The following is a 15,346-nucleotide window of genomic DNA, read 5'->3' on the forward strand; positions in this document are numbered from 1 at the left end:
GTCAAAAGTCTGTACGGCTCTGATTCCCACCATCGGACAATGAAAAACGAACAACTGGCAACTGACAACCATCAACTAGTATGAAGGGTTTTGAGGTTTAACTTAAACCTGAGTATAACTCAAAACCTCGGTTTCCTAATTCCTTCCTGTTGCATTTTAACTTGTATATGATTCAGCAACTCGAAGGACTGCTATTTACTAAATACTTCCTACTAATTACTCCCCATTATTCATCCCCATCAACTTAGCCACATACTTTCCAACAACATCAAATTCCAGATTTACCAAAGAACCCACTGTATAGGAACTAAACCGCGTATGTTCGTAGGTGTAAGGAATAATGGCAACGCTAAACGTATAGATGCCTGAGTCAATAACCGTAAGGCTCACCCCGTCCACCGTAATAGATCCCTTTTCTATCGTAGTATTGTTTTGTGTCCTATTGTATTCAAAGCTAAAAATCCAACTCCCATCTTTTTCTTTAATAGAAGTACAATTTCCGGTTTGGTCCACATGCCCTTGAACCAAATGCCCATCTAAGCGCGCACCTAAAATCATAGCTCGCTCCAAATTCACATAATCGCCCACTTTAAGGGTGTTCAAATTGGTTTTTTGTAAGGTTTCATCAATCGCTGTCACAGTATACGTATTGTCTGTAATCGCAATTACGGTTAAGCAAACCCCATTGTGGGCAACACTTTGATCAATTTTAAGTTCTGCGGCCAAAGGCGTGGAAAGGGTTACGTGAAGGTTGCCGCCTTCAGGTTCTATTAGGATTACTTTGGCTAAAGTTTCAATAATTCCCGTAAACATGTATCGTTTAAATTAAGTAGTTTTGTAGTGCGGTAAATTTAGGAATATAAGGTAAGGTGACCATGCAGGAAAGTGGAAAAATAAAATTAGGAATATCTATTGGGGATCTTAATGGTATTGGGTGCGAAGTAGCACTAAAAACTTTTGAAGACGAAAGAATGCTCGATTTTTGCACGCCTATTGTCTTTGCTTCAAATAAAGTTATTTCCTTTCAAAAGAATCACTTACAATTAGGGATAAATTTTAATGGCATCCAAGAAGTATCTAAGGCGATTGACGGAAAGCTGAATGTAATGAATATATGGCGCGAAACACCTGTAATAGCTTTTGGCAAAGCAACAGACGAAAGCGGCAAGAAAGCGATTGAATCCTTAAAGACCGCCGTTCAGGCCTTGAAAAGCGGAGAAATAGATGTGTTGGTTACGGCGCCTATTAATAAGAACAATATACAGGCAGAAGATTTTAAATTTCCGGGACATACGGATTATTTAGCGCAAGAGCTAGGGGGAGAGAGTCTTATGTTTATGGTTAATGACACGCTTCGTGTGGGCTTGCTTACAGATCATTTGGCCGTAAAAGATGTAGCCGCGGCCATAACGCCGGCATTGGTAAAGCGCAAACTAGGCATTATGGAAAAATCCTTGAAAATGGATTTTGGAATCGGAAAGCCTAAAATTGCATTGCTAGGTATTAATCCACATAGCGGAGATAATGGTACTATAGGAAAGGAAGATGATGAGGTACTAAAACCGGTTATAAAGGAATTGTCTGATGCTGGCCATTTGGTTTTTGGCCCCTATGCGGCAGACAGTTTTTTCGGCACAGATAATTATAAGAAATTTGATGCCATTTTGGCTGCGTACCACGATCAGGGATTAATACCTTTCAAAACCCTTTCTTTTGGCAAAGGCATTAATTTCACGGCTGGCTTAAGCCATGTGCGTACCTCTCCAGATCACGGCACGGCGTATGAAATTGCGGGTAAGGGTAATGCCGACCATAATTCGTTTAAGGAAGCCGTTTTTGCAGCCCTACATATTTTTAAAAATAGGAAAGAATACCAGGAACTCACCGAACACCCTTTGCAAAAGCATAAACTAAAGAAAGATCATAAATATCAATAACATTATCCAAGGGTATACATGCACCTTAAAAAATAAGCATTTATTTATATTTAAAGTGTTGGGGATTTATAAAATAATAATATCTTTGCACCCGCCTTTAACCTAGGTAAGGTGCTTTAAACCTACTGTAATGAATTTACACAAGGAGTTTGTTATTCCTTTTTCAGGACTAAAACAAGGAAAGCATCATTTTAAGTACACCATAGACAATACGTTCTTTGAATCTTTTGGATACAATGAGTTTAATGAAGCAGAGGTACGTCTTGAGATTACGGTAGATAAAATGAGCACCATGCTAGAGGTGCACTTTTCAGGACAAGGGTTTGTAAATGTAGATTGTGATGTAACCAGTGAACCTTTCAATCAGAAACTAAAGGCAGATTTAAATCTCGTGGTAAAATTTGGTGAGGAATACAATGATGAGAACGATGAAATTCTTATTTTGCCTCACGGCGAGCATCAATTTAATATTTCGCAATATGTTTATGAAATGATTGTACTTGCAGTGCCTCAAAAAAGAGTACACCCCGGTGTGCTAGACGGCACCTTGCAATCGGAAACATTAGCGAAACTTGAAGAATTGCAACCAAAAGAAACAAAAAACAGCATAACAGATATAGACCCCAGATGGGACGAATTAAAGAAATTAATAACGGATAAATAAGGTTTACAATGGCACATCCAAAGAGAAAAGTTTCCAAGACCAGAAGAGATAAAAGAAGAACCCACTATAAGGCTGTAGCACCTACTATTGCAAAAGACCCAACTACAGGAGAAATGCATGTGTACCACAGAGCGCATTGGTTTGAAGGTAAATTGTATTATCGTGGCCAAGTCCTCATCGACAAGACCGAAGAAACAGCCGCCTAAAAGGGCATTAAATTAGATTTAGAAAACTCTCTCCGTGTTAAGGTGAGGGTTTTTTTTGTTTGCTATGGTTTTATGGTCTAATCAATCTGCTTCAAAAAAAAGCGAAATGTTTTTGCAAGTGTTGGGCATGGTTACGGCAAAGGGCTGTGATAAAACTAAATAATTGTATAAAAACACAGGATACTATCAACTTTCACTTGAAAATCCCCGAAAAATCATTAAATTTCAATAATTTTGAACTCTTTTTGAGTTTTTAGGGCATAATAGGATAAATATGGGTAAAGTTACGGCTGCAATTACCGCTGTGGGAGGTTATGTCCCAAAATTTGTAATGACCAACCAAATGCTAGAAACCATGGTAGATACCAACGACGAGTGGATCACTACCAGAACAGGCATTAAAGAAAGAAGGATATTAAAAGACGAAGAAGGCGTAGGTACCTCCTATTTAGCCGTAAAGGCAGTTCAGGATTTACTTTCCAAATCTGATATAAACCCTAAAGAGATCGATCTTGTAATTGTGGCTACGGCGACACCGGATATGATGGTTGCTTCCACAGCGGCTTTTGTGGCCACGGAAATAGGGGCGGTAGATGCCTTTTCCTATGATTTGCAAGCCGCCTGTTCCAGTTTTTTGTTTGGCATGTCTACTGCAGCAAGTTATATAGAATCGGGTCGTTATAAGAAGGTGCTTTTGGTGGGAGCCGATAAGATGTCGTCCATAATTGATTATAAAGACCGCACAACGTGCATTATTTTTGGAGATGGAGCGGGTGCCGTTCTTTTTGAACCCAATCTACAAGGGTATGGTCTTAAGGACGAGTATCTTAGATCGGACAGTGTGGGGCGTAACTTTTTAAAAATGGACGCGGGAGGCTCCCTGTTGCCGGCATCAGAAGAAACCGTAAAAAACAGACAGCATTTTATACAACAGGACGGGAAGTCGGTGTTTAAATTTGCCGTCTCTAATATGGCAGATGCAGCTGCCAAGATCATGGAGCGCAATCAGTTACAAGATTCGGACGTGGCATTTTTAGTGCCGCATCAGGCAAACAAACGCATTATTGATGCCACCGCCGGAAGAATGGGTATAGACGACACTAAAGTTATGATCAATATTCAGAAGTACGGCAATACTACTTCAGCTACCTTGCCTCTTTTATTGCACGACTATGAAGCTCAGTTAAAGGAAGGCGATAATTTAGTATTTGCAGCTTTTGGAGGAGGATTTACCTGGGGATCCATTTACCTAAAATGGGCCTATTCATTAAAATAATAATACAACTAAACCAAGTTCTATGGACATTAAAGAAATTCAAAGCCTAATTAAGTTTGTAGCCAAGTCAGGAGCTAGTGAGGTAAAATTAGAAATGGAAGACATTAAAATTACCATTCGCACCGGCCCGGTAGGGTATGCCCCAGAAACTTCCTATGTGCAACAAATCCCTGTACAGACGGCACCGGTGTCTCAGCCCACCCAAACTGCTGAAGGAGCCGCTAAAGAAGTAGCCGATCAGAAGGCGGCGGAGGACGCCAAACTCCTTACCGTAAAATCGCCTATTATCGGTACTTTTTACAGAAAAGCAGGTCCGGACAAACCACCCTTCGTAGAAGTAGGCAGCGTTATCAATAAAGGCGATGTGCTTTGTGTTATAGAAGCCATGAAACTATTTAATGATATAGAATCTGAGGTTTCCGGTAAGATAGTTAAGATTTTAGTAGACGATTCATCGCCGGTAGAGTTCGATCAACCCTTGTTTTTGGTAGATCCTTCTTAATTAATTTTCAGGAAATTAGAAGAATACCTCTTACGAGAAGCCTTCTCATAAAAAACGGTAGGGTTTAAAATTTAAATTTCATAAGATGTTTAAGAAAATACTGATTGCCAACAGAGGGGAAATAGCACTTCGTATTATCAGAACGTGCAAAGAGATGGGCATAAAGACCGTCGCTGTATATTCTAAGGCCGATGAAGAGAGTTTGCACGTTCGTTTCGCAGATGAAGCCGTTTGTATAGGTCCCCCTCCGAGCAGTGAATCCTATTTAAAAATTTCCAATATAATTGCCGCGGCCGAAATTACAAATGCAGACGCCATACATCCGGGCTATGGGTTTTTGTCAGAAAATTCTAAATTCTCCCGCATCTGCGCCGAGCACCATATTAAATTTATTGGAGCCTCTGGCGATCAGATAGATAAAATGGGCGATAAGGCCACCGCCAAGGAAACGATGAAAAAAGCCGGAGTACCTACTATACCGGGCTCAGAAGGATTGCTAAAGTCGGTAGAAGACGCCAAAAAAATAGCAAAAAAAATAGGCTATCCTGTAATGATAAAAGCTACTGCCGGGGGTGGCGGAAAAGGGATGCGTGCGGTATGGAAAGAAGAAAATCTAGAGAAATTATTCGAAAGTGCCGTACAAGAAGCAAAAGCTGCTTTTGGTAATGGCGGTATGTATATGGAGAAATTAATAGAGGAACCAAGGCATATCGAAATACAAATTGTAGGCGATCAATACGGCAAGGCCTGTCACCTTTCGGAGCGCGATTGTTCTGTACAAAGACGGCATCAAAAATTAACCGAAGAAACCCCGTCGCCCTTTATGACCGATAAATTGAGAGCCGATATGGGCAAAGCGGCGGTAAAGGCAGCCGAATTTATAAGCTATGAGGGAGCGGGAACCATTGAGTTTTTAGTAGATAAGCATCGCAACTTCTACTTTATGGAAATGAATACCCGTATACAGGTAGAGCATCCCATTACAGAACAAGTTATCGATTATGATCTTATTCGGGAACAGATTTTAGTGGCAGGCGGCGTACCCATTTCCGGAAAAAATTACACCCCAAAACTACACTCTATAGAGTGCCGTATCAATGCAGAAGATCCTTATAACGATTTTAGGCCTTCTCCCGGAAAAATAACCACCTTGCATACCCCCGGAGGTCATGGCATTCGCTTAGACACGCATGTGTATAGCGGCTATACCATACCACCCAACTACGATTCCATGATTGCGAAGCTCATTACTACGGCGCAAACCCGGGAAGAAGCTATCAATAAAATGAAACGAGCCCTAGACGAGTTTGTCATAGAAGGTATTAAAACAACCATCCCTTTTCACAGACAACTTATGGATCATCCGGATTATCTCGCGGGCAATTACACCACTAAGTTTATGGAAGATTTTGTAATGCAACCACCTACAGCATAATTAGGTAAGGGTAAAATTCCAGTTCTTAGGGTTTTCTTTTGCCTTTGGGCAAAAGGCGGGCTATCCGCTATATCTTTCTTTTGCGAAGAAAGGATGCCGCTACTATCCCTAAAACAAGGATAAAATCAAATGACCACCAAAGGTTGGCGGTTTTAACCTAGTTCGGTACGGGCTTTAGCCTGCAGGGTAAAAGCCATTAGTGGTCAATCGCTGGGATTCCATAGACTACGAACTATTCCTCATGCACTACGAAAAATCGAAATGTGGTAGGGGATTTTTTGGGCATTAACCCGGCGGCAAACTAACCTAAATTCCTCAAGAGGCATACTAAATATCTTTATGTTTAAAATAGTTGGTATCCCTTTTGGGGTTGTTCTGTAACATCACTATGTGATTTTGCACGTTGTCTTGTAAAGTGTCTTTGCTTTTTGCCGATTTTTTTGCCGATAAGCTTTGCTTTAGGGCGCAGTTCAGGTATTCGTGCGGATTCTTTTCAGGAGAATAGGAAGGTAAAACGAAAAGAGCCATTTTATCTTTGTTTTCTTCTTCCCAAGATTTTACTGCGATGTGCGCTTATAGTATCTAAAATGAGATACACCTTAGGTGAACTTGATTTAATGATCTGTTGCATAAATTCTATAAATTTATCCGCATTCATGTTTTCAGAATAAATCATAAACTGCGCCTTTCCTTGATTGGTTATAGCAAATATCATACTAACAGAAAAACTTGTGAACATATTTTCTTGCCTTGATCCCGATTATCTCGGACCCTTCTCCTTTCTTTTTTCCTTACTTAATCCGTTATATAGCTCGTTTACGAAATGCCAATCTTGACGATTCTGATAACGTACGAAAATCTGTTTTTCCACACGCAAATAGAATGAATAGTACCGTTCGCTATAAGCCTTAGTGTATTACTTAAAAAGGGTTTGGAACCGATGTCTAATTTTAAATAACGTCCTCTCTTTAAATGGGCAATTTGAGCACCACCTTAACGATCTTAAAAGCAAAATAGGGAACATTATAACGGTTACTTAGTAGACTTTTTGACGGTTTTTTAGTTTGCTTAAATTTTCCAATTTACCAAAGATGTAGGTTTTAACCCTTCTTTTTAAATAAAAAAACAACGCTTACTATAAACAATTCATCAATTTCGTAAAAAACACTGGGTTTTGTCGAATAAACTTACATTATAGTTATTTTTTGAGGCTTTTCGAAATAAATTTTTGTTAAAATGAACCTTTTTATTAACTGGTGGCTATATAATAATTTACATATTATAATTAACACTTAAATAATTGTATTTCCCAATTTTTGTATTAAAAATTAATATAATTTAACGGGAAAATTCTGAATTATGAACTTAAAAATGTATATACCTTTTATCCTACTTTTTGGGCAGCTGACCATGGCCCAAGATAAGTTGGCCTTTAGCTATGACACAGCGGGCAACCAGATACTGCGCAATAGAGTCTGCCTCACCTGTTTAAAGGCGGTCTTGCCCGATCTTCTGGATTCCGTGCCCATCGTGGACGAGGAAGCTACCTTGAAGGATTTTGGCACCTTCAGGATGATGGCCTTTCCCAATCCGGTAACGGACATGCTCCAAGTGGAATGGGACGAGCATCCCGATAAGAAACCGGTTAAGCTGCTATTGTTCACTTTAGAGGGACGAAAAGTCTCGGAGACACCTCTTTTCGGTGACCGCGGACTGGTTGAAGTGGAATTCAGCAGGCATCCGCCCGGAGGCTACCTTATGCTGGTGCTCTATGAAAATGGCACCAAGGAATCGTTCAAGATCATAAAAAACCGATAGTATATGAGGACAAGACTACTTTTGGCCCTGGCCTTTATGATGGCCATTATAGGCCATGCACAGACCAATTACGATATAATACCCTTAGAAGGGACGCCCATTACCGTTACGGAACGCAACGAGGATGCCCCCCAATTGGGAACACTGTCCCCCGAATCCGTGCTCATGAGCACCGCCACATCCGGTGCGGGAGGCAATGCGGCCATTACCGAGACGGCTGGTGAGCTCTCCGTTTCCCTTACGGGCGGTGCCACCTATAACGTGCCCATCAAGGTACCCCCCGGCATCAATGGGGTGGTGCCCACCATAGCCATTTCCTACAACAGCCAAGGGGGCAATGGTTTAGCTGGATTTGGCTGGAACATCTCCGGTGTCTCCGTCATCTCCCGGATCCCCGCCACTACATACCACGACAACAACATAGACCCTGTGGATTTTGACAACCAAGACCGTTTTGCCCTGGACGGGCAACGGCTACTGCTGCAATTGGGCACCTATGGCGCCAACGGGGCCGTTTACGGGACAGAGAATTTTTCCAACGTGAAAATCGTGTCCAACGGCGTTTCCACCTTTGGGGCCGCTTACGGCCCCCTGTCCTTTACCGTTACCTATCCGGACGGTTCCATAGCGACCTACGGCAACAGTACGGATAGCCGTTCCAGGACCGATTATGCCATCACCAAATGGCAGAACCCCCAAGGGGTCACAGTGGACTATACCTATACGACTGCCGATAACAGCCTGAGCATTGCCTCTATAAAATATGGGCACCTTAACACCGGCACCGCACCCAATACCATAAGTTTTGTGTACAAAACACGGTCAAGAGGAGAACAGTCCTTTGTAGGAGGGGTGGACTTTAGAAGAAAGAACCTTCTCTCTGAGATTCGTGTACTAACGGGCGCAACCGGATACCGTAACTATGTATTGGGACATAATGCAAATAGCTTGGGCTATGAGCGACTTGCCAGCGTTACGGAAAAGAGCGGGGACAACACCTTGAGCTTTACCCCCATTAATTTTACCTATTCGGATACTTCGCCAACACTGACCTCGGCACAGCTTACAACCAGTCTTTCCGTGGGCAACATAGAACATCGCAATGCCGAGGTGGTGCCGTTGGACTTCAATGCCGATGGGAAAATGGATTTTATAGTGTATCCCAAAACCCGGTCGGAACGGAACAAATTATGGATTTTTGAGGACCTTGCCTCGGGGGGCGCCAGTATAGGCAGTGAAATTCTGAACATCCCCGTATTTGAGACCGCCTTTCCGGTAAGTTACCTCAATTCCGTTGACCAATTGGACAAAGCCCAAGGTTTTGTGCTCCTTACCCATACCGGGAGCAATGAGGTGCGGTTTAAGGTGAACGGGCAAAGTAGCTATGCACCGGCGGCCCAATATTACGAAAAGGTTTGGAGCGCCCCATCATACAGCACCCAATACGACTGCTCGCAATTGCCAAGTATCACCCGGTTATCCATGAGGTATGCTTCGGGCGATTTTAATGGAGACGGGCTCACCGATGTCATAGGCATAACAAGGGGTGGTTACAGCTATTCTTCCTGCACTCCTTATGGCCCCGCAAATACGTGCATTTGCAGCTCGGGCACGGTGGCAGCACATTCAACCGCTTACTTCATCAATCTGGACCGAAGGATTTCCACTGGGTTCGCCAATATTGCAGGAGATCTTTCGGCAGAATTGAAAATTAACGACCAGTTATTGACCGCCGACGTAAATGGCGACGGCAAGACCGATTTCCTCCACGTCTCCGCGGGCAAGGTACAGGCCTATACCCTTACTTCCACCAACGGAATACAATTGCTATGGACCACCACGGATACCCGTATAAGGACCGATTACCCCATATTGCTGGGCGATTACAATGGCGATGGGAAGACCGATTTTATGACCCCTACCGCCTTGAACAGTGGCACCTTTGCACTTTTCAGCTCCATGGGCAGTGGTTTTGTAAAAAACGAAATCGCCTATCCCTTTCAGTTCAAACCATCCACCACGGCCACAAGTCCGGTGACCACCTATACCCTGGTCCCCACGGACATCAATGGCGATGGTCGTACGGACATGCTGGAATATAAGACCGTAACCAATAATGACGGCCTCAACGGGAGCCAAACGGTGAGCATGTACTACAATACCTTTTCCACTTTGGCCGCGGTTACCCCCGCCTTTTCCTATATCACGGCAACTACCAGGACCGGTAACCTGAACCATTTTCCCATCCCCGTTTTCCTTACCTCTGCGGACAGGGCCAACAACAATCTGGACTTTGCCACCATAAGCAACAACCGGGTGTTCTATTTTACTTTTGGCAAGGACAACCGGGAAGACATGCTGTTGAGGAACGTTTCCAACAACGGGGTCTCCCAGGCCATTTCCTATAGGGATCTGGATAGGGCCCCCGGGGTGGTTGGCGAAGATGGCATAAAGGTATATACCGAAAAATCGGGCCAGGTATATCCTTATATTGATATTTACAATGCACGGGGCACCAAGGTGGTCGTAGCGGTCAATCGGGCGGTAAGCGGCACCACCACCATAAAACAGGTGTTTTCCTATGAAGGGGCGGTGAGCCATGCAGACGGGCTGGGCTTTATGGGCTTCCAGGGGCTGGCCCGCAGCGAATGGAACACGGGCAACACGGACCGTATCTGGAACATCACCAAGCACAGCATTCCCCTTAGGGGCGCCGTGACCAGCGAATATACCGTTCCCTATACGGTGAATTTCAATGCCATCCCCTCGGACTACATCACCCAGACCGCTTATGCCTATGGCTCGTCCCTGGCGGCGAACAAGGTATTTAAGCTCTGGAACACCTCCAACGTAACCCAGAACCGTTTGCAGGGCGGCACCGCCATCTCCAAATCGTTCCTTTACGATGCCTATAACAACCCCACCAGGATCACCACCGATTTCTCTGGGCAGGGCAGCAGCGTGGTAAATATAACCTATGCCAACAATGGCGGGGCGCAGTATTATTTTGGCAGGCCCACCAACAAAACGGAGACCGTTACCATTGGGGGCAATGCCTTTAGCACGGAAGAACAGTACCTTTATACGGGCTATCTGTTGACCACCAAAAGCACCAAGGGCAATGGCACCCAATTCGATGCCGAGACCTACCTCTACGATGCCTTTGGCAATATTACCCGCAAGACCACTACCCCCTATGGCACGGACGGTTAATTTTGAGTACGACGCTTCCGGCAGGTACCTTACCAAGTCCATTGATGTGGAAGGCCTGGCCACCACCTACCTGTACAACACCGCCAGGGGCATGCTCACAAAGGAGACCAACCCCTATGGGCTCATTACCCAATATTTCTATGATGGTTGGGACCGCCTTGTTAAAGTTACCGATTACCTGAACAAGAACGCCAACACCACCTATACGGAAGCGGGCTTTGCTTATACGGTAACCGTTACGGCAGACAACGGCGGCAGCAAGATCACGGTCTATGACCCCTTGCAGCGGGTGGTGAAGGTTACCGAAAAGGACGTGCTGGGCCAACTGGTGGGCAAAAGTTTTGAGTATGACAAATTTGACCGTATCTATAGGGAGAGCGAGCCCTACATAGGGGCTTCCGCCACCCAATGGAACACCACCGAATACGATTTTTTTGGCCGGGTGAACAAACTTACCTCCTACACGGGCAAGGTAACCACCATTACCTACACCAACCTTTCCGTGGCCGTCAATGATGGCACCAAGACGGTAACCACCACCAAAAACGTCATGGGACAAGTGACCCAGGTCACGGACCCCGGGGGCACCATAAACTACACCTACTATGGTAACGGCACCATGAAGACCGCCGATTATGGTGGGGTGCTGCTCACTACCGAGCAGGACGGTTGGGGCCGCAAGACCAAGACCACGGACCCTGCTGCCGGCACCTACACCTATGAGTACAATGGCTTTGGCGAGCTTACCAAGGAGACCACCCCCAAGGGCAATACCGTCCATGTCTATAGTGCCTTGGGCAAATTGACCAAAAAAACGGTCTCCGAGGACCTTACCAACATGGTCATGGACTATACCTATGACCCCACCAGCAAGCTCTTGGCCAACATGGTGCTCACCACGGCGGGGAACAACAGTGCCTATGCCTATGTCTATGACGGTTACAAAAGGCCCACCACCGTAACGGAGACCACCCCTTACGCCCAATTCATAAAAAGATATGCCTATGACCTCTTTGGGCAGGTGGCCACGGAAGAGAACGAGGCCAGGCTGCTTTCACCCAACAAGACCAGCATAAAGAAGATAAAGAACACCTACCAGAACGGGGGGCTAAAGACCGTACAGGACAACACCACCAATGAGGTGCTTTGGAACGTGGCCGCCCTAAACGCCAGGGGGCAGGTAACCACCTCCACCATGGGCAACAACCTGCGCAAGAGCTATACCTACAACAGCACGGGCTACCTTACGGAGAGCAAAAGCGAAAAGAACGTGAACACCACTGCGGTAGAGTTGATGAAGCTCACCTTTAACTTCAATGCGCAGCGCGGTATTTTAAACAGCCGTACCAACAGCCTTTTTACTTGGACAGAGAACTTTACCTATGACAGCATGGACAGGCTCCTTACCTTTAACGACAACAGCGGCAACAAGAGCCATACCTATGATGTCCAAGGGCGTATTACCGCCAACAGTGCCACGGGCAGCTATGCCTATACCGGGAAGTCCTACCAATTGGCGAGCCTAACCTTAAACACTCCAGGGCAGGCTTTTTATGGCCCCACTACCCGCCAGGATATTACCTATACTTCCTTTAAAAGCCCTGTGGAAATTGTGGAGGCGGGCAAGGACAGGGTAAGTTTTGAGTACAATGGCTTTATGGGCCATGCCAATATGTTCTATGGGGGCTTACAGACCCTTAAGACAGACCGCCGTTACCGCAAGCACTACTCCCATGACGGCAGTATGGAGATTACCTATGACAAGACCACCCAAAAGGCCACCTTTGTGACCTACCTTGGCGGGGACGGCTACAGTGCCCCTGTAATTTGGCGGTCGGAGCAGACCACCACCACGGTACAGGACTACTATTTTCTGCACAGGGATTACTTGGGCAGTATTTTAATGATCTCCGATAAAAATGGGAACATCAGGGAGAAACGCCATTTTGACGCTTGGGGAAATATCGCTAAATTGACCGATGGAAACAATACGGTCTTAACAAGTTTTGCTTTGCTTGACCGGGGCTATACAGGTCACGAGCACCTTTTGAGCGTTGGTTTGGTGCATATGAATGGGCGGCTCTATGACCCTGTTTTGCACCGTTTCCTGATGCCGGACAACTACGTACAGGACCCCTACAACACCCAAAACTTTAACAGGTACGGGTATGTGCTGAACAACCCGTTGAAATATACGGACCCCAGTGGGGAGTTTTTCTGGTTTGCGGTAGGTATCGGGGCTTTGGTGGGTGCCATAAGCCAAGCTTTGAAACCCGGGGCCAACTTTGGCTCCATTCTTGGTGGGGCATTGATAGGTGCTGCTGCGGGAATGGTTGGTGCAGGGGTAGGTAACATGGTTGCCGGGGGTACGTTCTTTGGTAGCCAAGTGGCGACAACGTTGGGCTTTGGCAGTGGCTTTGTGGCAGGGTTTGCAGGTGGTTTTGCCGGGGGCTTTGTTGGAGGGGCAGGAAGCGCATGGCTCAATGGTGCCAGTTTTGGCGGCGGACTTGGTGCAGGGTTAAAGGCTGGTGCTATTGGAGGGGTTTCAGCAGGGTTGATAAACGGAATTTCGAGTGGAATAAGAGCAGGTAAAGCAGGTCTAGATTTTTGGTCTGGAGAAGGTACTTTTGATTCGCCTTTGGATAACTCTTTAAGTGGTTTAGGAGATGAAGTTGAGTATTCGAATGAATCTGCCAGAAATTTCTCGGATTCACATACGGAATTGAACCGTTTGTCTGGAAATGTGGATAATTTACGTGCTGATGGTACTTACCCTAATGGATATTCAGGTTCAAACGGTAGAATATTTAATAGTGATGGCCTTGAAGTCGCAGGAGTAACAAAAGTTAGAGCATCTGGATGGTTAGGGTTGGGGGCTAAAAAAATAGATGTTTACCTAGCTAAGATAGCTTTTCAAACAAGACCACAATTATATATGGTGTTGCATCATGAATATATGCACGCTTACTTTGCCTTAAAGGTCCCTGTATTTGGAACTATTGATCAGCATCGCTTAATCAATGATTGGCAAAATGATCAGTTGACTTCTTGGGGCTGGAAAATACCTCAAAATTATAGTCATTTACTTTCTAAAAGTTTATTTTCAACCATCCCATCTGTTCAATCAAATTCTTCCTTTGGCTATAATTTCTTTGGATTTAAAACTATTAACTATGTGCCGTAATGTAGTAAGATGTTTATTCTTTTTATTGGCTCTTTTTTCATGCTCTAAAAATCATAAGGTCAAAGGGATTGCATATAGCCGTGAGATTATAGTTGTGGAAAAGGCCATAACTTTTAATAAGGACTCCATTGTTCAATTGAGATATATTGGTTTTACTGACAAAATCAGTGACTTGTTCAGGAGTATGGATCGGGATACATTAATAAAAGCCGAACATAAAGATTTATGCTTCATCATAGGAGAAAGAAGAGTGTTTGATTCCAGATTACTTCTTTTTTCGAACACCGATATTTCGGAGGGTTACCTTTTGTTTTTGAATAAAAATACTCCGACTTATAAATTAAAAGTCTATCAAAATCATATAGATAGTGGATCAATACTCGAAGCTTTTTTTTATAAAAATTTCATTCTTTTAAAACAAACGGTTAACCCTGATTTTGATTTTGTCGTAGAAGGAATTAAAAGTAACAATATTATGATTTCATTTGTTATTATTGAAATTAAAAAGAGTGGTGAATTAAAAGTATTGGGCGAAGCGGATGCGTTACAATTTTATAAAAGAAATAATTTAAAATTCCTTTGAAATAACCCCGGCTGGCGCGAGTATCTTTCTGCTCGTGCCCTCAGGAATAAGGGCAAACAAGCTGTTTATTGACGGTTAAAGTTCTTTGAAACAACGATGACCACTTCCGCCATAGGCGGATTTGGGTGCTACCTACATTGGCGGGGACGGCTACAGTGCCCCGGTGGTATGGCGCTCCGAGCAGGCCACCACCACTTTGGAGGATTATTACTTTCTGCACAGGGATTACTTGGGCAGTATTTTAATGATCTCCGATAAAAATGGGAACATAAGGGAGAAACGCCATTTTGACGCCTGGGGAAATATCGCTAAATTGACCGATGGGAATAATACGGTCTTAACCAGTTTTGCTTTGCTTGATCGTGGCTATACAGGTCACGAACATTTATTAAGTGTTGGTCTGGTACACATGAATGGGCGTTTGTACGATCCTGTTCTGCACAGGTTTCTAATGCCGGACAACTACGTACAGGACCCCTACAACACCCAAAACTTTAACAGGTACGGGTATGTGCTGAACAATCCGTT

12 protein-coding genes and 1 pseudogene are annotated in these 15,346 nt (G+C 44.4%); 11 read left to right on the forward strand and 2 right to left on the reverse strand.

The features are described from left to right. Nucleotides 1-216: 216 nt before the first annotated feature. Nucleotides 217-813, reverse strand: a complete 597-nt coding sequence (locus tag U1E44_RS06655) for a riboflavin synthase (protein ID WP_322930279.1) — start codon at nt 811-813, stop codon at nt 217-219. A 62-nt stretch (nt 814-875) separates the two neighbouring features. Between U1E44_RS06655 and pdxA the strand changes: the two genes are divergently transcribed. The 6 genes from pdxA (at nt 876) to accC (ending at nt 6,020) form a co-directional block, all read left to right on the forward strand. Next, nucleotides 876-1,937, forward strand: a complete 1,062-nt coding sequence (gene pdxA, locus U1E44_RS06660; RefSeq protein ID WP_322930280.1) for a 4-hydroxythreonine-4-phosphate dehydrogenase PdxA — start codon at nt 876-878, stop codon at nt 1,935-1,937. Between the two features lie 130 nt (nt 1,938-2,067). Next, nucleotides 2,068-2,601: a YceD family protein gene (locus U1E44_RS06665; RefSeq protein ID WP_322930281.1), complete on the forward strand. Its 534-nt coding sequence runs from the start codon at nt 2,068-2,070 to the stop codon at nt 2,599-2,601. An 8-nt stretch (nt 2,602-2,609) separates the two neighbouring features. Further along, the gene (gene rpmF, locus U1E44_RS06670) at nt 2,610-2,807 is read left to right on the forward strand and encodes a 50S ribosomal protein L32 (protein WP_322930282.1); all 198 of its coding nucleotides are present in this window, start codon (nt 2,610-2,612) and stop codon (nt 2,805-2,807) included. 274 nt (nt 2,808-3,081) lie between these two features. Further along, nucleotides 3,082-4,083, forward strand: coding sequence for a beta-ketoacyl-ACP synthase III (locus tag U1E44_RS06675; protein WP_322930283.1), 1,002 nt, complete (start codon nt 3,082-3,084; stop codon nt 4,081-4,083). Between the two features lie 22 nt (nt 4,084-4,105). Beyond that, on the forward strand, nt 4,106-4,585 hold the full coding sequence (gene accB / locus U1E44_RS06680) for an acetyl-CoA carboxylase biotin carboxyl carrier protein (protein ID WP_322930284.1): 480 nt from the start codon (nt 4,106-4,108) through the stop codon (nt 4,583-4,585). 85 nt (nt 4,586-4,670) lie between these two features. Further along, nucleotides 4,671-6,020, forward strand: coding sequence for an acetyl-CoA carboxylase biotin carboxylase subunit (gene accC, locus U1E44_RS06685; RefSeq protein WP_322930285.1), 1,350 nt, complete (start codon nt 4,671-4,673; stop codon nt 6,018-6,020). A 327-nt stretch (nt 6,021-6,347) separates the two neighbouring features. Here the strand turns inward: accC and U1E44_RS16835 are convergent. Further along, nucleotides 6,348-6,759, reverse strand: a pseudogene (locus U1E44_RS16835) (transposase). A 761-nt stretch (nt 6,760-7,520) separates the two neighbouring features. Here U1E44_RS16835 and U1E44_RS06700 point away from each other — a divergent pair. The 5 genes from U1E44_RS06700 to U1E44_RS06720 all read left to right on the forward strand — a co-directional run. Then, complete coding sequence (locus U1E44_RS06700; RefSeq protein WP_322930288.1) at nt 7,521-7,838, forward strand: T9SS type A sorting domain-containing protein; 318 nt, start codon at nt 7,521-7,523, stop codon at nt 7,836-7,838. A 3-nt stretch (nt 7,839-7,841) separates the two neighbouring features. Then, entirely contained in the window at nt 7,842-11,051 is a 3,210-nt protein-coding gene (locus tag U1E44_RS06705) for an FG-GAP-like repeat-containing protein (protein WP_322930289.1), read from the forward strand. Beyond that, nucleotides 10,960-14,235, forward strand: coding sequence for an RHS repeat domain-containing protein (locus tag U1E44_RS06710; RefSeq protein WP_322930290.1), 3,276 nt, complete (start codon nt 10,960-10,962; stop codon nt 14,233-14,235). The genes U1E44_RS06705 and U1E44_RS06710 overlap by 92 nt, the downstream gene beginning before the upstream one ends. Further along, nucleotides 14,225-14,818 (forward strand): hypothetical protein, encoded by a 594-nt coding sequence (locus tag U1E44_RS06715; protein ID WP_322930291.1) that lies wholly within the window; start codon nt 14,225-14,227, stop codon nt 14,816-14,818. The genes U1E44_RS06710 and U1E44_RS06715 overlap by 11 nt, the downstream gene beginning before the upstream one ends. 121 nt (nt 14,819-14,939) lie before the next feature. Then, nucleotides 14,940-15,346, forward strand: a 407-nt coding sequence (locus U1E44_RS06720; protein ID WP_322930292.1) for an RHS repeat domain-containing protein, incomplete at its 3' end; no start/stop codon positions are given.

Source organism: Aurantibrevibacter litoralis (genome assembly GCF_034651555.1).
Taxonomy (GTDB): Bacteria; Bacteroidota; Bacteroidia; order Flavobacteriales; family Flavobacteriaceae; genus Aurantibrevibacter; species Aurantibrevibacter litoralis.

Excerpts from the sequence above, each read along its gene's own strand:
- U1E44_RS06655 (WP_322930279.1), bottom strand. The coding sequence starts at position 813 with ATGTTTACGGGAATTATTGAAACTTTAGCCAAAGTAATCCTAATAGAA.
- U1E44_RS06675 (WP_322930283.1), top strand. The coding sequence starts at position 3,082 with ATGGGTAAAGTTACGGCTGCAATTACCGCTGTGGGAGGTTATGTCCCA.
- rpmF (WP_322930282.1), top strand. The coding sequence starts at position 2,610 with ATGGCACATCCAAAGAGAAAAGTTTCCAAGACCAGAAGAGATAAAAGA.
- U1E44_RS06710 (WP_322930290.1), top strand. The coding sequence starts at position 10,960 with ATGGCACCCAATTCGATGCCGAGACCTACCTCTACGATGCCTTTGGCA.
- U1E44_RS06715 (WP_322930291.1), top strand. The coding sequence starts at position 14,225 with ATGTGCCGTAATGTAGTAAGATGTTTATTCTTTTTATTGGCTCTTTTT.
- accC (WP_322930285.1), top strand. The coding sequence starts at position 4,671 with ATGTTTAAGAAAATACTGATTGCCAACAGAGGGGAAATAGCACTTCGT.
- accB (WP_322930284.1), top strand. The coding sequence starts at position 4,106 with ATGGACATTAAAGAAATTCAAAGCCTAATTAAGTTTGTAGCCAAGTCA.
- pdxA (WP_322930280.1), top strand. The coding sequence starts at position 876 with ATGCAGGAAAGTGGAAAAATAAAATTAGGAATATCTATTGGGGATCTT.
- U1E44_RS06665 (WP_322930281.1), top strand. The coding sequence starts at position 2,068 with ATGAATTTACACAAGGAGTTTGTTATTCCTTTTTCAGGACTAAAACAA.
- U1E44_RS06705 (WP_322930289.1), top strand. The coding sequence starts at position 7,842 with ATGAGGACAAGACTACTTTTGGCCCTGGCCTTTATGATGGCCATTATA.